21 protein-coding genes are annotated in these 16,695 nt (G+C 70.5%); 5 read left to right on the plus strand and 16 right to left on the minus strand.

Annotated features, from left to right (window positions below):
• Nucleotides 1-68 precede the first annotated feature (68 nt).
• Nucleotides 69-254 (minus strand): AlpA family phage regulatory protein, encoded by a 186-nt coding sequence (locus J5X75_RS01520; protein ID WP_208465675.1) that lies wholly within the window; start codon nt 252-254, stop codon nt 69-71.
• 1,168 nt (nt 255-1,422) lie between these two features.
• Here J5X75_RS01520 and J5X75_RS01525 point away from each other — a divergent pair.
• The 3 genes from J5X75_RS01525 to J5X75_RS01535 all read left to right on the plus strand — a co-directional run bounded on the left by J5X75_RS01525 (nt 1,423) and on the right by J5X75_RS01535 (nt 4,258).
• Nucleotides 1,423-1,668, plus strand: coding sequence for a hypothetical protein (locus J5X75_RS01525; RefSeq protein WP_208465335.1), 246 nt, complete (start codon nt 1,423-1,425; stop codon nt 1,666-1,668).
• Between the two features lie 358 nt (nt 1,669-2,026).
• On the plus strand, nt 2,027-3,052 hold the full coding sequence (locus tag J5X75_RS01530) for a tyrosine recombinase XerC (protein ID WP_208465336.1): 1,026 nt from the start codon (nt 2,027-2,029) through the stop codon (nt 3,050-3,052).
• Between the two features lie 18 nt (nt 3,053-3,070).
• Complete coding sequence (locus tag J5X75_RS01535) at nt 3,071-4,258, plus strand: aminotransferase class V-fold PLP-dependent enzyme (RefSeq protein WP_208465337.1); 1,188 nt, start codon at nt 3,071-3,073, stop codon at nt 4,256-4,258.
• On the opposite strand, the gene J5X75_RS01540 is transcribed toward J5X75_RS01535, so the two are convergent.
• The 13 genes from J5X75_RS01540 to proS form a co-directional block, all read right to left on the minus strand.
• Nucleotides 4,239-4,706, minus strand: a complete 468-nt coding sequence (locus tag J5X75_RS01540) for a murein hydrolase activator EnvC family protein (protein WP_208465338.1) — start codon at nt 4,704-4,706, stop codon at nt 4,239-4,241. The two genes, J5X75_RS01535 and J5X75_RS01540, sit on opposite strands and share 20 nt — an antisense overlap.
• A 73-nt stretch (nt 4,707-4,779) precedes the next feature.
• Complete coding sequence (locus J5X75_RS01545; RefSeq protein ID WP_020517955.1) at nt 4,780-5,103, minus strand: DUF2469 domain-containing protein; 324 nt, start codon at nt 5,101-5,103, stop codon at nt 4,780-4,782.
• Entirely contained in the window at nt 5,100-5,939 is an 840-nt protein-coding gene (locus J5X75_RS01550) for a ribonuclease HII (RefSeq protein ID WP_188119453.1), read from the minus strand. The genes J5X75_RS01545 and J5X75_RS01550 overlap by 4 nt, the downstream gene beginning before the upstream one ends.
• Nucleotides 5,940-6,416: an NUDIX hydrolase gene (locus J5X75_RS01555; RefSeq protein WP_307797882.1), complete on the minus strand. Its 477-nt coding sequence runs from the start codon at nt 6,414-6,416 to the stop codon at nt 5,940-5,942.
• 24 nt (nt 6,417-6,440) lie between these two features.
• Nucleotides 6,441-7,100, minus strand: coding sequence for a signal peptidase I (lepB, locus tag J5X75_RS01560; RefSeq protein WP_208465339.1), 660 nt, complete (start codon nt 7,098-7,100; stop codon nt 6,441-6,443).
• Nucleotides 7,097-7,990: a signal peptidase I gene (gene lepB, locus J5X75_RS01565; protein ID WP_208465340.1), complete on the minus strand. Its 894-nt coding sequence runs from the start codon at nt 7,988-7,990 to the stop codon at nt 7,097-7,099. Before lepB (J5X75_RS01565) ends, lepB (J5X75_RS01560) begins: the two co-directional genes overlap by 4 nt.
• A 166-nt stretch (nt 7,991-8,156) precedes the next feature.
• Entirely contained in the window at nt 8,157-8,513 is a 357-nt protein-coding gene (gene rplS / locus J5X75_RS01570; RefSeq protein ID WP_204294867.1) for a 50S ribosomal protein L19, read from the minus strand.
• A 117-nt stretch (nt 8,514-8,630) separates the two neighbouring features.
• On the minus strand, nt 8,631-9,395 hold the full coding sequence (gene trmD / locus J5X75_RS01575; protein ID WP_208465341.1) for a tRNA (guanosine(37)-N1)-methyltransferase TrmD: 765 nt from the start codon (nt 9,393-9,395) through the stop codon (nt 8,631-8,633).
• A 44-nt stretch (nt 9,396-9,439) separates the two neighbouring features.
• On the minus strand, nt 9,440-10,006 hold the full coding sequence (gene rimM / locus J5X75_RS01580) for a ribosome maturation factor RimM (RefSeq protein WP_208465677.1): 567 nt from the start codon (nt 10,004-10,006) through the stop codon (nt 9,440-9,442).
• Nucleotides 10,007-10,012: 6 nt separating this feature from the next.
• The gene (locus J5X75_RS01585; RefSeq protein ID WP_014447131.1) at nt 10,013-10,270 is read right to left on the minus strand and encodes an RNA-binding protein; all 258 of its coding nucleotides are present in this window, start codon (nt 10,268-10,270) and stop codon (nt 10,013-10,015) included.
• Entirely contained in the window at nt 10,248-10,712 is a 465-nt protein-coding gene (gene rpsP, locus J5X75_RS01590; RefSeq protein ID WP_208465342.1) for a 30S ribosomal protein S16, read from the minus strand. The genes J5X75_RS01585 and rpsP overlap by 23 nt, the downstream gene beginning before the upstream one ends.
• A 178-nt stretch (nt 10,713-10,890) precedes the next feature.
• Nucleotides 10,891-11,544 carry a ribonuclease FAU-1 family protein gene (locus J5X75_RS01595; protein ID WP_208465343.1) on the minus strand — a complete coding sequence of 218 codons (654 nt, stop codon included), beginning with the start codon at nt 11,542-11,544 and terminating at the stop codon, nt 10,891-10,893.
• Nucleotides 11,544-12,950 (minus strand): proline--tRNA ligase, encoded by a 1,407-nt coding sequence (gene proS / locus J5X75_RS01600; protein WP_188119460.1) that lies wholly within the window; start codon nt 12,948-12,950, stop codon nt 11,544-11,546. Before proS ends, J5X75_RS01595 begins: the two co-directional genes overlap by 1 nt.
• Before the next feature lie 82 nt (nt 12,951-13,032).
• Here proS and J5X75_RS01605 point away from each other — a divergent pair, with 82 nt between their 5' ends.
• The gene (locus J5X75_RS01605; RefSeq protein WP_208465345.1) at nt 13,033-13,536 is read left to right on the plus strand and encodes a SigE family RNA polymerase sigma factor; all 504 of its coding nucleotides are present in this window, start codon (nt 13,033-13,035) and stop codon (nt 13,534-13,536) included.
• Nucleotides 13,526-15,013, plus strand: coding sequence for an outer membrane protein assembly factor BamB family protein (locus J5X75_RS01610; protein ID WP_208465346.1), 1,488 nt, complete (start codon nt 13,526-13,528; stop codon nt 15,011-15,013). Before J5X75_RS01605 ends, J5X75_RS01610 begins: the two co-directional genes overlap by 11 nt.
• Here the strand turns inward: J5X75_RS01610 and J5X75_RS01615 are convergent, their stop codons facing one another.
• Together J5X75_RS01615 and J5X75_RS01620 are read right to left on the minus strand one after the other, a co-directional pair.
• Entirely contained in the window at nt 15,014-16,090 is a 1,077-nt protein-coding gene (locus J5X75_RS01615; RefSeq protein ID WP_208465348.1) for an amidohydrolase family protein, read from the minus strand.
• 17 nt (nt 16,091-16,107) lie between these two features.
• Nucleotides 16,108-16,695 carry a Uma2 family endonuclease gene (locus J5X75_RS01620; RefSeq protein WP_307797883.1) on the minus strand — a complete coding sequence of 196 codons (588 nt, stop codon included), beginning with the start codon at nt 16,693-16,695 and terminating at the stop codon, nt 16,108-16,110.

Below are 16,695 nucleotides of genomic sequence, written 5' to 3' on the forward strand. Positions count from 1 at the left end.
CCGGCCACCGCCGGAACGGCGGCCGGCACACGAGCCGGTGAACGGGTCACGACACGTGACCGGACGGGTCAGTCGTCAGACTCGTCCAGGTCACGGCGGTGAACCTTCATCCAGGCCTCGACATCCTCGGTCAGCCAGACCTTGCCCTGCGCCAGGTCGGCGACCGGCTTCGGAAAGTCCGCGCGGCTGGTGATCTGGTACGCCCGCTGGCGACTGACACCACCCAGACGGATACGGATTTCGTGCGCGCCCATGAGTCGGATCGGCTTCACTCCCACGCGATCGACCGTAGGCGCGGGTCAATTAGTCAACAATCAACTTGTTATGGGACGGGTTGTCACCAGACAAGTAAGGTGAGCCGATGACTACTCGACGCGATTCAGCCGAGTTGGTGCCACACCACCCTCGCCATCGACGCGATTGGCGGACCCTGTGGCGTCGCTGCATATGCGGTCTCCCCGCACCCTGCATCGACCGCATCCCGCCGTCACCACCGCCGCCCTATCCGCCCCGGCCCCTCCTCATGGAGCCGGAGGTGCCACGGGGTGGGCCGCGCCTCTACCGGTCGAGGGCCGCCCGTCCCGGCGCGGGCACCCCGGCCGGGCCCCAGCCTCCCACGGAAGCCGCACCCGCACCCAGACCGCCCACCCGTCCGGGGGCCTCCTCCCCCAAGCCGCCCGCACACCCGGGAGCCTTCGGGCCCAAGCCATCCGCCCACCCGGGGCCGTCCGGACCTCCGGGTGCTTCCGGGCCCAAACCACCCGGCTTCTCCGGAGGCGGGCACAGGTCCGGTCCGCCTGCCCGCACCTCCGGAGAGTTCGACGCCGGGCGCGCCGGGCGTCTCACCCCGGCTCAGGAGCATCGGGCCGGGCAGGGTGGCCGTCCCACACTCCGGCGTCGACGTTCCGGCCGCTGACCACCGAAGGCCGGAGCCGAAACGCCTACGGCACGTCACCACACATCCCAACCACCGAAGGCCGACACCCCAGCTCGAATCCCCACGACACGTCACCACACACCCCGACCACCGAAGGCCGGAACCTCAGCTCGGATTCCTGCGACGCGTCACCACACACCCCGACCGCCGAAGGCAGCAGCCCGTCTCACGACTCGCGGTTTCCGGCCGAGCACACGCGCCGTCCGCAGTCACCCCACCCGAATACGAGGAGCGGGCCCTACAGCGCGGCGTGCCCCCGAACACGCTCCACGGTCCCGAATCACGGGACGGCTTGGCCGCCGTCACGGGAGGGCCCTTCCAGGAATAGGGCTCCAGTCGGCACCGCGAGGAGCTCATCACGCTGATCCGTGACTCCCCACCACCGCAGGTCCGAACCGGCGGCACGGATGGCTCATACAACGGCGACGAATGAACGGCCGGAGTTCGCCGCCCACCACGAACAGTTGATTCTTCCGGGGGAACGTTTGTCCACCGCACACGAGGCAGAACACCTGCACGACCGTCCTCATTGGCTTTGCCGCGTCTGCCGGCAGCCATGGCCCTGCGCCGAGGCGAAGAGACGGCTCCTGACCGAGTACACCGACTTCCCGTCACTGTTGAAGATCTACCTGTCGGCGCAGATGTACGACGCGCTCGACGACTTCACAGCCCAGGGCGGGTCCGCGCCACTGAACCTGTACGAACGCTTCATCTCCTGGGCGCGCGGCTAGCCACCTGCCCGCTTACGCGCGTCCGGACAGCCTCGCCCACCGGATCCGGGAAGGGGCGGGCCGGTTGCTTCCGCCAACTGCCTCAGGAGCACGGCGGCCGACTGCGCCCTGTCGCAGATCTTGGCCAGCTGGCCCCCAGCGCTGTCTCAACGGTGCCGAGACAGCGCTCACGACCAGCCGAAAGTGATCGGCTGGCTCTGAGGGCTGTCTCGACGGTGCCGAGACAGCGCCGACGGCCAGCCTGGACAAGATCGGTCGCAGCCGGGCAGATCCGCGAGGGCGGGTATCGCTTCGGGCTGGTGTGCTCGTGGGCGCGGGAAGCTTGACGAGACGGTCCGGCGGTAGGACGGTCAGGGTGATGCGGATCCGTGAGATGCACGAGCGACTGCCCCCGGGGCTGCGCGAGGCGGTGGACGAGTTCAGTCGGCACCTGGCGGTGGTGGAGGGCCGTTCGGAGCACACCGTGCGTGCCTACACCGGGGATGTCGTCTCGCTGCTCGACCACGCCGCCTACGAAGGCCGGTCCAGCGTCGCCGAACTGGACATCACGCTGCTGCGCGGGTGGCTCGCCGCCCGGATGGGGTCGGGTGCGGCTCGTACCTCGCAGGCCCGGCGTGCGGCGTCGGTCCGCGCCTTCACCGGCTGGGCCCATCGCACCGGGCGCACTCCCACCGACGTGGGCGCGCAGCTCGCGACCCCGCGCGCGCATCGCAACCTGCCGACGGTCCTTCGCGCCGATCAGGCCGCGACCCTGGTCACCGCCTCCCCCCGCAGCTACCGCAGCGCCACCGCCGAAAGCCGGAACAATGCCGGATGCCCGAGCGACGCCGAACGTGCGGACGGCGCGGGAAGTGGGCGCGGCGGGATCGGCGGTGGGAGTGTGCTCGAGGTTCGGGACCGGGCCGTACTGGAGTTGCTCTACGCGACCGGGATCCGGGTGAGTGAGCTCTGCAACCTCGACCGTTCCGACGTGGATCACGCCCGGCAGGTGGTGCGGGTCTTCGGGAAGGGCGCCAAGGAGCGCGCGGTGCCGTTCGGGCATCCGGCTCGCCGTGCGCTCGACGACTGGCTTCGCCGTGGGCGGCCCGAACTGGTGGCGAGGGGTAGCCGGGACGCTCTCTTCCTCGGGGTGAAGGGCGGCCGCCTGCAACCGACCGTGGTTCGGCGGATCGTGGCGGGCGCGGCCCGGGCGGCGGGGCTGCCGCACACTCGGCCGCACGATCTGCGGCATTCGGCGGCCACCCATCTGCTGGACGGGGGCGCTGATCTGCGGGCGGTGCAGGAGCTGCTGGGGCACAGTTCGCTGGCGAGCACCCAGATCTACACCCATGTGTCGACCGAGCGCCTGCGTACGGCCTTCAATCAGGCGCACCCGCGGGCCTGACATCGTACGATCCTCAGCATGACCGCCCCGGAGAAGCCGCGGCCCATTCCGGGCGCCCGTCTGCTCTTCTCGCTGGATCCGTCGGTGTCCCATGTGAATCACGGTTCGTTCGGCGCGCTGCCGATCAGCGTGCAGCGGGCCCAGCAGCGGCTCCGGGACGAGGTGGAGGCGAATCCGCTGCGCTTCTACGGTTCCGGGCTGATGGACCGGATCGTCCACACGCGACGTCATCTGGCGGCGTTTCTCGGCGCCGACCCGGACGGCAGCGCCCTGGTCCCGAACACGACGGCCGCCGTCTCGCTGATCCTGCAGTCGGTGGGGTTGCGGGCGGCCGACGAGGTGCTGCTGACCGATCACGCCTACGGGGCCGTGACGATGGCGGTCCGGCGGCAGTGCCGGCGGTCCGGGGCGACGGCGCGGACGGTGGCTGTTCCGCTCGGCGCCTCCGCCGTGGACGTCACGGCCCGGATCCGGGCGGCGCTGCGGCCGGGCCGGACGAGGCTGCTGGTGGTCGACCAGGTGGCGTCGGCGACGGCGGCTCTCTTCCCGGTGGGCGAGATCGTCGCCGCCGCCCGGGAGCACGACATCCCGGTGCTGGTGGACGCCGCCCACGTGCCGGGGATGCTGCCGGTGGACGTGTCCGCGATCGGCGCCGACTTCTGGGTCGGCAATCTGCACAAGTGGGGCTGGGCGCCCCGCGGCACCGCCCTGCTGACCGTGGCGCCGGCCTGGCGCCGCCGGATCGACCCGCTGGTGGTGTCGTGGGAGCACGACGAGGGGTTCCCGCTGTCGGTGGAGTTCCAGGGGACGATCGACTACACGTCGTGGCTGGCGGCCCCGGCCGGGATCTTCGCGCTGCGCACGCTGGGGCTGGAGGCGGTCCGGGAGCACAATGCGACGCTCGCGGCGTACGGTCAGCGGGTCGTCGGTGAGGCTCTCGGCCTCGCGCCCGCCGATCTGCCCGGCCCCGGCGGCCCGGGGGTGGCCATGCGGGTGGTGCCGCTGCCGGCCGGGCTGGCCAGCACCCCGCCGGAGGCTCTCGAGCTGCGGCTGCGGATCGCCGACAAGCTGGCCGCGGAGGTGGCGGTGAACGCGTGGGGCGGGCGCGGGCTGCTCCGGTTGAGCGCGCAGATCTACAACCGGCCGGAGGATTACCACCTTCTGGCGGATCGGCTGCCCGCGCTGATCAGGGAGATGCGGCGGTGAGCGGCAGAAGCCGGACCCGGCCGATGCCGAGCAGGGCGAGCGGGTCGAGGTAGGCCGGGCCGCGGCGCAGGCCCCAGTGCAGGCAGGCGGTCTGTGGGCAGCCGGGATGCCCGGCCTGGAGGGTGCCGATCGGCTGGCCGGCGGTGACCGGCTCGCCGACCGCGACCGTGGCGGTGACCGGTTCGTAGGTGGTCCGCAGGCCACCGGCGTGGGCGATGCTGATCACACCCCGGCCGGCGAGCGGGCCCGCGTGGACGACGATGCCGGCGCCCGCGGATCGCACCACCGCCCCGGCGGGGGCGCCCAGGTCGACGCCGCGGTGCCCGGCGAGCCAGGGTCGCGGTGGTGGATCGAAGCGCCGCAGCACCGTCGGCGACGTCACCGGCCAGGTGTAACCGGACGGGGCGGCGAGCAGCAGCAGGGACAGGAGTGCAACGAGTCCGGGCATGCCGGAGAGCCTGCCCGGTCAGCCGCCGGCGCGCGGCCGGCCCTGTGGACAGCCGCGAACTGTGGATGGAGCGTCAGCTGCCGAAGCCGGCGTCGTCGGGCAACGAGATGTCCGGCTTCTCCAGCTCTTCGACGTTGACATCCTTGAACGTCATCACGCGCACGTTCTTCACGAAGCGGGCCGGACGGTACATGTCCCACACCCAGGCGTCGTGCATCTCGACCTCGAAATACACCTCACCGTCGGAGTTGCGCACGTGCAGGTCCACCTGGTTGGCCAGGTAGAACCGGCGCTCCGTCTCCACCACGTAGGAGAACTGGCGGACGATGTCGCGGTACTCCCGGTAGAGCTGCAGCTCCATCTCGGTCTCGTACTTCTCGAGATCCTCTGCGCTCATCGTTCTTCGCCCTCCATGGCCTCATCTTCCCCCACTGACGGCGACGGCCGAGGCTGCTCGCCTGACGCCACGCCGACGGTACCCGCCGCGGCCTCCGGAAGCAGCAGCGGCTCGGTAACGGATACATCGTCGAACAAAGAAGGCGCCGATGACGAAACGGGACGCCGGGCCCGCGGTGGCCGGTTGCCGCGCCCCGAGGCGGCGGCCACGTTGACGTACGAGAACCGATGCTCCGGACACGGCCCGTGCCTGGTCAGCGCGGTGCTGTGCTCCTCGGTGATGTAGCCCTTGTGAACGGCGAAGCCGTAGTCCGGATACCTCTCGTCGAGCTCGACCATGAGCCGGTCCCGGGTGACCTTCGCCAGGACGCTGGCGGCCGCGACGCAGGCGGCGACCCGGTCGCCTTTCCACACCGCGAGACCGGGCACGCCGAGGCCGTCGACCGGGAAGCCGTCGGTCAGCACGTACTCCGGGCGGACGGTGAGCGACGCCAGCGCGCGGCGCATCGCCGCGAGATTGCAGACGTGCAGGCCGCGGGCGTCCACCTCGGTCGGCTGGATGATCATCACGGACCAGGCCAGGGCCTTCGCGACGACCTGGTCGTAGACGCGCTCCCGGGCCGCCGCCGTCAGCAGTTTGGAGTCGGCCAGGCCGGGGATCTCGCCGCGCCGGCCCTCGGGCAGGATCGCGGCGGCCGCGACCAGCGGGCCGGCGCAGGCGCCGCGGCCCGCCTCGTCGGCGCCGGCCACGTGCCGGAAGCCACGGCGCTGGAGCGCCTGCTCCAGCGCGTAGAGCCCGGCCTCGCGGCGGACCACGGTGCGTGGTGGGGCCAGCATCTAACAACGTCCATCCGGTACGGCGTCGGCGGCGTGCCGGCGCAGCAGGGCGGCCAGGTCGACCGGGTAGATCTGCTCGGCGCTCGCCTCGATCTCGGCGGCCGACCACCATCGATGCTCGGTGATGGTGAGCCGCTCGGCCTCCTCCATCCCGGCCGTGTCGACCTGCCAATCGGCCACCCGGACCAGGAAGAAGTCCTGCTCCTGACGGTACCGCCGACGGTCGTACGAGAACTCGGCGACCTCGTGATGGACCGGCTCACCCAGATCGGACGGGCCGATCCGCAGGCCGGTCTCCTCGAAGAGCTCGCGGCGGGCCGCGTCGGCGACCGTCTCGCCCGGTGTCAGGCCGCCGCCGGGCGTGAACCACCAGCGCTGCTCCTGGCGCGCCGGGTCGCCGCCGTGCAGCAGCAGGACCCGGCCGGCCGGATCGACCAGGAGAACCCGGCCGGCACGGCGGTCAATCACCTCGGTCACGCGACCAAGCCTATGCTCGGATGGTTACCTACCCGCGTCGGGGATCGAATCGAACTCCTCCGGCACGGTCAGCCAGGTCGCCCGGCTCGCCGGCCAGAAGATCGTGAAGGCGCGGCCGACCACCGAGTCGACCGGGATCGTCGCGTCCTGGATCTTGCCGGCCTCGTCGGCCGCGCCGCTCTGCTCGTAGTGCTCCAGCGAGTCGCCGGACGCCTCGCGGTGATCACCCATCACCCAGAGGCGGCCCTCCGGGACGGTGATGTCGAAATTCTGGTCGGCGACCTGGTTGCGGGTGCCGTCGGCCTCGACGTACACATAAGGCTCGTCGAGCGACTTGCCGTTGATGACGAGCCGCTGCTGCTGGTCGCAGCAGACCACGTTGTCGCCGGGCTGGCCGATGACGCGCTTGATGAAGTCCTCGCCGTCGGCGCCGGACTGCCAGGCGGTCGGCGCCTTGAAGACGATGATCTCGCCGCGGCGCGGGTCCCGGAAGTCGTAGACCAGCTTGTTGACGAGCACCCGGTCCCACAGCTCCAGGGTGTGCTGCATGGAGGGGGACGGGATGTAGAACGTCTGCAGCACGAACGCCCGGACCAGGAAGGCGACGAGGATCGCCACGCCAAGCAGGATGGGGAGCTCGCGCCAGAATGAGCCCTTGCGTTTTTCGGTCTGCTCGTCAATCACGCTCGGAGCCTACGTCGTCGAGTCACCAACGACATGCCGGAACGCGCGGATAGCGCCACCGCGAACAGAACTCCGAACACGTCCGTGGCCACCGCGGGGTGCTCCTCACGGGCCTTGACCGGGTGGGCGGCAGCCGCCGACGGGTACTGCTCGGCATACCGTTTCCACACGTCGGGCACGTTGAGGCTGGTGAACCGGTCGCTGGGCCAGACCACCACGAAGGCCCGGCCGATGATGTTCTCGATCGGCACGGTCCCCTGGCAGCGGGCGTCCTGGGAGACCGAGCGGTGGTCGCCCATCACGAACATCTCACCGGCCGGGACGGTCACCTCGGCGAACCGCCGGCTGGTGCACTGCCCGGGGATCGGCGGCTGGCTCAGATCGGAGTTGAAACCCTCCGCGATGTACACCTCGTCGATGCCGACGCCGTTGACGGTGATCCGGCCCTGCGCGTCGCAGCAGGCCACCTTGTCACCCGGAAGGCCGATCACCCGTTTGATGAAGTCGCGCTCGCCGGGACGGCTCACCCCGACCAGGTCGCCGATGGTCCGGCCGAGCTTGGCCAGGAACGTGTTGCTGACCGCCTCGGTGACCTCGGGCGCCCAGTCGTCGGTGCCGCGGAAGACGACGATCTCGCCGCGCAGCGGGTCGCGCATGTCGTAGACGACCTTGTTGACCAGGACCCGGTCCTGGATCGCCAGGGTGTTCTCCATCGACCCGGAGGGGATGTAGAAGGCCTGGACCAAGAAGGTCCGGATGAGAACGGCCAGGCAGAACGCCACGATCAGCAGGAGCGGCAGCTCCTGCCACAGTGGCATCTCCTTGCGCCGCATCGCGGCCCGCCGTCGTTGAGACGGCCGATAGCCTTCCATCGGATCCACGCTTCGCATCTCCCGCCGCCTACCGGCCGAACCGCCCCCGGATACAGCACTACCGCCCGAGTTTCCCGGCTTAGGGAAATTTACGAGCGGTAGGACTGAAAAGGTTCACCTACAGCGCGCCAGGCACAGCCGCAAGCGTAGTTCGCCCGCACCCGTTCCCGCCGCACCGCGTGAATCAGACGGTCTGCTTCTCCCGAAGCTCCTTGATCTTGGCCTTCTTGCCACGGAGCTCACGCAGGTAGTAGAGCTTGGCGCGGCGGACGTCACCACGGGTGATGACCTCGATCTTGTCGATCGCCGGGCTGTTGAGCGGGTAGGTCCGCTCGACGCCGACACCGAAGCTGATCTTGCGAACCTTGAAGGTCTCACGCAGACCGGCGCCCTGGCGGGCGATCACGACGCCCTGGAAGACCTGGACACGGGAGCGGTTGCCTTCGACGACCCGGGCGTGCACCTTGAGCGTGTCACCGGCCCGGAAGTCGGGAAGGTCGGTACGCCGCGACTGGGCGTCAAGAGCGTCCAGCGTGTTCATCGCTGCATCCTCGTCGTACTAGAAGCGCACCGGGAGTCGGTGCGCGGATGGGTGATTCTGACCCCCGGAGGGGTCCTCGTCAGCACCGCACGGCGTGCGGCGAAGACGGCAACCTCCCTACTCTGCCACACGCGGAGGCGGGATCTGAAATCCGGCCTCGGTGAGCGCCGCCCGGTCCTTCTTGTCCAGGTTATCCGGGGGGTAGGCGGCATACATGTCGGGCCGGCGGGACGCGGTACGCAGCAGGCTCTGGTCCCGCCGCCAGCGGGCGATCCGGCCGTGGTCGCCGGAACGGAGCACCTCCGGCACCTCGCGATCGCGCCAGGACTGCGGTTTGGTGTAGACCGGGGCCTCCAGCAGGCCGGCCGCGTGCGACTCCTCGGTGAGCGAGTCGGCGTTGCCGAGCACCCCGGGCAGCAGCCGGGTGACCGCCTCCATGATCACGATGACCGCGACCTCGCCGCCGAAGAGCACGTAGTCGCCGAGCGACACCTCGCGCACCGGCATCCGGGCCGCGGCGTCGTCGATCACCCGCTGGTCGATGCCCTCGTAGCGGCCGCACGCGAAGACCAGGTGGGGAAGCTCGGCCAGCTCGTGGGCGTCGGCCTGGGTGAACGGCCGGCCGACCGGGGACGGCACGATCAGCGTGGCGCCCGGCGAGGCGACCGCGTCCAGGGCCTGACCCCACGGCTCCGGCCGCATCACCATGCCGGGGCCACCGCCGTACGGGGTGTCGTCCACGGTCCGGTGCACGTCGGAGGTCCAGGTGCGCAGGTCGTGCACGGCGAGCTTCAGCGTCCCGGTGGTCCGCGCCTTGCCGATCAGCGAGAGTTCGAGCGGCGCGAAATAGTCCGGGAAGATCGAGATGATGTCGACCTTCACAGGAGAACCTTCACAGCGGGAGAGCCTTCACAGCGGGAGAGCCTTCACAGGTCGAGCAGGCCTTCCGGGAGGTCGACGACGACCCGGCCACCGGGCAGGTCCACGGTCGGGACGATCGCGGTGACGAACGGGATCAGAGCCGTCCCGCCGCCCTTCTTCGCGAGCACGATCAGATCCGAGGCCGGGGCGTGCTCGATCCGCTGCACGGTGCCGTGCTCGGTGCCGTCCAGGGACTCCACCCGCAGCCCGATGAGCTGGTGGTCGTGGAACTCCTCCGGGTCCTCCGGGGGCGCCAGGTCGGCACTGTCCACCTGGAGGAACACACCCTTGAGCGCCTCGGCGACGTTGCGGTCGTGAATGCCCTCGAAGACGGCGATCCCACGGCCCTGATGCCAGCGGATCGACTCGAGAGTGAGGTGCTTCGGGACTTCGAAACGAGCACCGGGAGCGGGAGCGGCCGCCGGGCCGGCGCCCACCCGGCGGTCCCGGGGGACCTCCGTGATGAACACCGACCCGGCGGTGAAGCGTTCCTCGGGCTCGTCGGTCCGCACGACCACCGAGACCTCGCCCCGGATGCCGTGCGGTTTACCGATCTGGCCGACGACGAGCAGCATCGATCAGTACGCGTCGACGATGTCGACCCGGATGCCACGACCGCCGATCGACCCGATCACCTGACGCAGGGCCTTGGCCGTCCGCCCGCCCCGCCCGATGACCGTTCCCAGGTCCTCGGGGTGCACGCGAACCTCGAGCCGCTTGCCACGGCGCGAGTCGACCAGCCGGACCCGGACGTCGTCCGGGTTGTCGACGATGCCCTTGACGAGGTGCTCCAGCGCGGGCCGGAGCGCCCCGTCAGCTCGCGTCGGCGCCGGCACCGGCCGGGTCCTCAGCGGTCTCGGCGACAGCCTCGCGGTTCGGCTCGGCGGCCTCGGCGGGCTTCGACGCCTTCTTCGCGGTGGCGGGCTTGTCGGCGACGCCGGCGGCGGCCTTCGACTCGGCGTCGAACACCTCGGCCTTGCTCTGCTTGCTCGGCGCGACCAGCAGCGGGGCCGGAGCGGGCAGGCCCTTGAACTTCTGCCAGTCGCCGGTCTTCTCCAGGATGCGCTGCACCGGCTCGGACGGCTGGGCGCCGACGGAGAGCCAGTACTGAACGCGGTCGGACTTGACCTCGATGACCGAGGGGTGTTCCTTCGGCTGGTAGATGCCGATGTACTCGATGGCGCGGCCGTCGCGCTTGGTGCGCGAGTCGGCGACGACGATGCGGTACTGCGGGTTGCGGATCTTGCCCATCCGCAGGAGCCGGATCTTAACGGCCACGGTGTTTTCGCTCCTGATGACTGCGTGGGTGAGCCGACCGGAACCCACGTGGGGATGTGGGACCGATGCCTCGTGGACTGGCTTGCGCTGTCAGGGGTTAGAGGGCGCCTGCAGCGTGCCGGATACCAACGAGCCATTCTGCCAGACGACCAGGGAAGGATCCCAATCGGGATGAGTTTTACGCCCGGGCCACGACCGGGCGGTCCCAGCCCTCCGGCAGTTCCTCAGGGGTCGGCCAGGACGGGTCGGGGCGGAAATCGGTCCAGGTGCCGTCGAACGGGAACTCGGCGGATTCGATCTTCTTGATCACTCGGTGGCCCTCGGCCCAGACCGCGGCCTCGTCGGGGACCCAGTAGAGGTCGGGGTGGGCCAGGCGCTCGGCGAAGTCGTCCTCGTCCTTCCAGCGCCAGGCGCCGCCCGGCCGGGCCACGATGTCGAGATCCTGGTCGATCACGTCGATCCCGGCGGCCACGCCGTCGTCCCAGCGGACGGCGGACTCCTCCAGGTTGACGTAGTACTCGGTGAAGTGGCCCTCGTCGTCGCGGAAGAACCAGACCGAGTGGTTCTCCCCCGGCGGGAAGAACCGCAGCACACCCGGGCCCTGCCAGCGGGCGATCCGGGGCGCCCGCTCGGCGGCCATCCAGTCGGCGAACGGGAGATCGCGCGGGAAGCGGCCGTCCAGCGTCGTCTCGACCGCGATCACCGAACCGCGGGCCACCCAGATGAGCAGCCCACGGTCGTCGTCCGAGACCACCCGGCCGGGATGCACGAAGGCGATCCGGCCGTGGTGGGTGTCCCGGTGCAGGATCAGCCGGCCCGGCGCGAAACCCATCAGTAGGAGCGGGCCAGGTAGGCGATCAGGTCCGGCTCCTCGTCCGACTCCGGCATCGAGCCGTCCTCACGGGTGAGGCAGCGGACCGTGACGGCCTTGCCGTTCGCCTCCTTCTCGCCGGCCTCGCCGACCGCCGACCACGGCACCCGGGCGAACCCGGTCTGCGCCGCCTCGATCGCCTCGGCGAGTGTCTTCACCTCGACGGTGCGCTCCACCCGGAACGCCAGCGCGTCGTCGAAGAGCCGCTGCTGGTCGGCCTTGAGGGCGGCGACGACCTCGTTGACCACCTCGGCCAGGGCGACCGGCGACTTGGTGCCGTCGATCCGGCGGGCCACCACGGCGTTGCCGTTGGCCAGGTCACGCGGGCCGACCTCGATCCGGATCGGGATGCCCTGGAGTTCGGCGTCCACCGCACGCCGGCCGAACGGGACGTCCGCGCGGTCGTCGAGCTTCACCCGTACACCCGCGGTCTTGAGGTCTGCCGTGAGCTGAGCCGCCGCCTCCGCGACGCCCTCGCCCGCCTTGACCACCATGATCTGGACCTGGATCGGCGCGAGCCGCGGCGGAAGCCGCAGGCCGTTGTCGTCGCCGTGCACCATGATCAGGCCGCCGACCATCCGGGTGGACGTGCCCCACGAGGTGGTCCAGGCGTGCTCGACGGTCCGCTCGGCCGACGAGTAGGTGATGTCGAACGCCTTCGCGAAGTTCTGCCCGAGCTCGTGCGAGGTGCCCATCTGGAGCGCCTTGCCGTCGCCCATCATGGCCTCGACGGTCATCGTGTTGGTGGCGCCGGCGAAGCGCTCGCCACGGGTCTTGCGGCCCGGGATGACCGGGATGGCCAGGAACTCCTCCATGAACGCCTGGTAGACGTTGCGGTGGATGTCCCGCGCGTGCTCCCGCGCGTCGGCCTCGGTGGCGTGCGCGGTGTGGCCCTCCTGCCAGAGGAACTCGGTGGTCCGCAGGAAGGTCCGCGGGCGCAGCTCCCACCGGACCACGTTGGCCCACTGGTTGAGCAGGAGAGGCAGATCACGGTACGAGTCGACCCACTTGGCCATGAACTCGCCGATCACGGTCTCGCTGGTGGGGCGCACGACCAGCGGCTCGGCGAGCTCCTTGCCACCGGCGTGGGTGACCACGGCCAGCTCCGGCGAGAAGCCCTCCACGTGGTCGGCCTCGCGGCGCAGGTAGTTCTCCGGGATGAAGAGCGGGAAGTACGCGTTCTGGACGCCCTGCTCCTTGATCCGGGCGTCCATGTCGGCCTGCATCCGCTCCCAGATCGCGTAGCCGACCGGACGGATCACCATCGTCCCGCGCACCGGGCCGTTGTCGGCGAGCTGCGCCTTGGCGATGAGGTCCTGGTACCAGCGGGGGAAGTCCTCCGCACGGGGAGTGAGCACGCGAGCCATGAGGAAGCATCGTAGTCCCGCCCGAACCGCAACCGGCCGGGTGGGCATCCCGTGTCCCTCATCGGAGAAGGACGGGTGACGGATGGACTTCGATGGCTTCTACCGGGACACCTCCCGGCGGCTGTTGCGATACGCGTACGGACTCACCGGTGATCCGGGCGAGGCTCAGGATCTGGTGCAGGAGGCGTACGCGCGGGCGTGGCAGCGCTGGCGCAGGGTGTCCGGGTACGACGACCCGGAGGCCTGGCTGCGGCTCGTGGTGAACCGGCTGTCCGCGGACCGCTGGCGCCGCCTCGGGGTCCGCCGGGCGCGGGCCGCCGCCGAACCACCGACGCCGCCGGTCAACCCGCCGTCGGAGGACGTCGTCCTGCTGGTCCGGGCGATGCGCGACCTGCCGGACAAGCAGCGACGGGCCCTGGCCCTGCACTACCTGCTGGACCGGTCGATCGCCGAGATCGCCGCCGAGTCGGGCGCCTCGCAGAACACCGTCAAGTCCTGGTTGTCCCGGGGCCGCGCCGCGCTGGCGGCCACCCTGGGTGACACCCGCGCCACCGTCACCCCGGAAGGAGCCCGCCGTGCCCGCTGACCTGGACGACCTGTTCACCGCCCTGGGCCGGCAGGCCGACACGCTTCCGCTGGCCGGCGCCGAGCGGGCCCGGGAACGCGGCCGGCAGCGCCGCACCCGCAACCGCGCCGCACTGGCCGGCCTGGCGGTGCTGCTGGTGCTCACCGGCGCCGGCCTGGCCGTCACCCGGGACCGGCACGCCGAGCCGATCCTCCCGGCCACCACCCCGGCCCGGGTCCGCGGCCTCGCCCCGGTCGGCGAGCCGCCGCGGCTCGCCGAGGGCCGGATGTGGAACAACGCCCGGATCTCCGGAAACCGGGTGATCGGTTTCTCCACGATCGAGGGCGGCGGCCACGAGACGGTCGCCGTGGACGCCTCGACCGGGGCCACCCTGTGGCGGCTGAGCAGCTCGGACAGCTACTTCCGTGGGGTGGCGGCCACCGCCGAGGCGGTCATCCTGCTGCGCGAGCTGAACGTGGCGAGCGGGGAGATCGACGCGCCGCAGGACCGGATCCTGTACTTCCACGACCCGGCCACCGGCACCGAACGGTGGAAGCTCGCCTACACCGACGACGACCGGCTGGTGCTGCACGAGGAGACCCTGGTCCGGTTGATCAACACGACCGGGGTGACCGAGGCGTACGACCTGGCCAGCGGGCGGCGGCTGTGGTCGGCACCGGGCGGCGCGGACCGTCCGGTGCTGATGAGCGGGATGGCGACCGAGGCCGACGGGCGCGAGTTCGGCAGCGGCAACGACGCGCTCTTCGATCCGTCCACGGAGAGGGCCTACCCGTACAGCGACAACCGTCTGGTGCAGTTGACCGGGAAGGGCCGGGTGGTGATCCGGGACATCCGCACCGGCAAGGTCCGGTCGAGGATCCAGAGCCGGGTGAGTTCGGCGGCCGCCGCACTCGCCTCGCCGCGTTGGGAGGGGGTCATGGAGATCACCGCGTACGAGGGGACCGTCTACCTCACCGAGACGATCGAGAACGGATTTCAGCTCGGAACCCCGACCCAGGTGTTCCCGCCGAGTCAGGGCACATGGAGCTGGACGCACTTCGTCCCCTGCGAACGCGAGCGGGTCTGCGTCCTCGAACAGCAGGGCGAGCGGGAGGCTCGCCTCGTCATGATCGACGCCGCGACCGGAACCGTGCTCCGGACCACCGGGGCGGTGCCCGGCAGCGGCGTCGCCTCGATGCGGGACGGCCGGATCATGATGAGTTTCGGCGGCAACGGCGGCACGGCCCTCTACGACCCGAACGGCCAGGCCATGTACTCCGACAACGGCTTCGGCGGCTTCCTCGACGACGGCAACGTGCTCACCCTCACCCAGGACGCCGGCGACCGGAAGTACACCGCCCGCGGCGTCTCCACCATCGACTACAAGAAGAGCAAGCTGGGCGTCCTCCCGGAGGTCTCCGGGAGGTGCGACTGGGACGAGACGGTGCTGACCTGCCCCGCCGGCCGGGAGCTGCGGATCTGGCGCTTCACCCGCTGATCATTTGATGACGGCCCCGCGCAGCACGATCCGGCGCGGGGCCCGCACCACACGCAGGTCGGCGCGCGGGTCGGCGTCGTAGACCACCAGGTCGGCGAGACCGCCCTCGACCAGGCCGGGGAAACCCAGCCACTCGCGCGCCCGCCAGGAGGCGGCGGCCAGCACGTCGACCGCCGGGATGCCGGCCTCGTGCAGGTAGAGCATCTCCTCGGCGGCCAGCCCGTGCCGGATGCCGCCGCCCGCGTCGGTGCCCACGTAGATCGGGACGCCGGCCTCGTGCGCGGCCAGCACCACCGACGGGAACCGGTCGCGCAGCGCGATCATGTGGTCGGCGTACCCGTCGAACTTGCCGCGCGCGCTGTCGGCGATCTTCCCGAACGTACGAATGTTGATCATCGTGGGCACCAGCGCGGTCTTCCGCCGGGCCATCTCGTCGATCAGGTCCAGCGTGAGCCCGGTGCCGTGCTCCACCGAGTCGACCCCGGCCCGGACCATGATCTCCACACCCTCCTCGGAGAAGGTGTGGACGGCGGCACGGGCGCCCGCGGCGTGCGCGGCCTCGACGGCGGCGGCCATGGTCGCGGCGTCCCAGCTCGGGGCGAGATCCCCCACCGAACGGTCGATCCAGTCGCCGACCAGCTTCACCCAGCCGGTCCCGGCCTTCGCCTGCTCGGTGACGGCGGCGGCGACCTCCGCACCGGCCACCTCGACGCCGATGTCGCGCAGATAGCGGCGAGGCGCGGCCACGTGCCGTCCGGCGCGGGCGAGGCGGGGCACGCCCGGTTCGTCGTCCAATTCGGGGTACGGGTACGGCGAGCCCGCGTCCCGAAGCGCCAGCACGCCCGCGTCCCGATCCTGATGGGCCAGCTCACGGGCCTGGCCGACGCTCTCGATCGGCTTGGCCCCGTAGGCGATCCCGAGGTGGCAGTGCGCGTCGACGAGCCCCGGCACGACGAACCCGCCGTCACTGATCGTCTCGGCACCGGCCACCGGCTCGAAGGTGACCCTGTCCCCCACCAGCCACAGATCCCGGACCTCACCGTCCGGCAGAACCGTCCCACGCACATGAAACGCCATGCCTAAGTCCTACCGGATCAAGCATCGTCCTGTGCAGCGAGGTATTTATCACGCAGCGCCGTGAAGGCCGCGAGATTGATCTTGATTGGGAAAGGCTTCTCGGTCTCGAAGGCCTCGCTGGTGCTGGTGACGATCTCGTAGTCGCCCCTGTCGCTGATCCGAGACTCGGTCAGCACCACGCCGTGATCGAAGGTGACCGGGTCGACGACCAGGTAAGCGCCGATGCCGGCCATGGCGTAGACACGCGCCTTGGCATGCATGTCACGCCAGTGCGAACTGGGCGAAATGATCTCGACAGCGAGGATCGCCCGGTCGATGGGTGCGGGAGTCCTCAGGATGACGCTGTCGTGCACCACCACCACATCCGGCCGAGGCTCATTGCGGCGATCGACCTCCATCGAGTAGTCGGTCACGACGCTGTAGCCCTCAGGACAACCCTGCTCCAGAGCGGTTGCGATCTTGTTTCCAAGGATCTGATGTAGGCCGGTAGGGGACGGCAAGATCAGCCTTCCGTCGATCAACTCATAGTTGAGATCCGGCGGAAGGCTGGCCAGGTCGTCGACGGTCCAGTCCTGCTTGTCAGGTAACTGAAGGGCAGCGGTCAC

This window comes from Actinoplanes flavus (assembly GCF_017592555.1).
Classification (GTDB): Bacteria; Actinomycetota; Actinomycetes; order Mycobacteriales; family Micromonosporaceae; genus Actinoplanes; species Actinoplanes flavus.

Coding starts and splice junctions, on each gene's coding strand:
- J5X75_RS01520 (WP_208465675.1), bottom strand. CDS start 254: ATGGGCGCGCACGAAATCCGTATCCGTCTGGGTGGTGTCAGTCGCCAG.
- J5X75_RS01530 (WP_208465336.1), top strand. CDS start 2,027: ATGCGGATCCGTGAGATGCACGAGCGACTGCCCCCGGGGCTGCGCGAG.
- J5X75_RS01535 (WP_208465337.1), top strand. CDS start 3,071: ATGACCGCCCCGGAGAAGCCGCGGCCCATTCCGGGCGCCCGTCTGCTC.
- J5X75_RS01540 (WP_208465338.1), bottom strand. CDS start 4,706: ATGCCCGGACTCGTTGCACTCCTGTCCCTGCTGCTGCTCGCCGCCCCG.
- J5X75_RS01545 (WP_020517955.1), bottom strand. CDS start 5,103: ATGAGCGCAGAGGATCTCGAGAAGTACGAGACCGAGATGGAGCTGCAG.
- J5X75_RS01550 (WP_188119453.1), bottom strand. CDS start 5,939: ATGCTGGCCCCACCACGCACCGTGGTCCGCCGCGAGGCCGGGCTCTAC.
- lepB (WP_208465340.1), bottom strand. CDS start 7,990: ATGCGAAGCGTGGATCCGATGGAAGGCTATCGGCCGTCTCAACGACGG.
- rplS (WP_204294867.1), bottom strand. CDS start 8,513: ATGAACACGCTGGACGCTCTTGACGCCCAGTCGCGGCGTACCGACCTT.
- J5X75_RS01595 (WP_208465343.1), bottom strand. CDS start 11,544: ATGGGTTTCGCGCCGGGCCGGCTGATCCTGCACCGGGACACCCACCAC.
- proS (WP_188119460.1), bottom strand. CDS start 12,950: ATGGCTCGCGTGCTCACTCCCCGTGCGGAGGACTTCCCCCGCTGGTAC.
- J5X75_RS01605 (WP_208465345.1), top strand. CDS start 13,033: ATGGACTTCGATGGCTTCTACCGGGACACCTCCCGGCGGCTGTTGCGA.
- J5X75_RS01615 (WP_208465348.1), bottom strand. CDS start 16,090: ATGGCGTTTCATGTGCGTGGGACGGTTCTGCCGGACGGTGAGGTCCGG.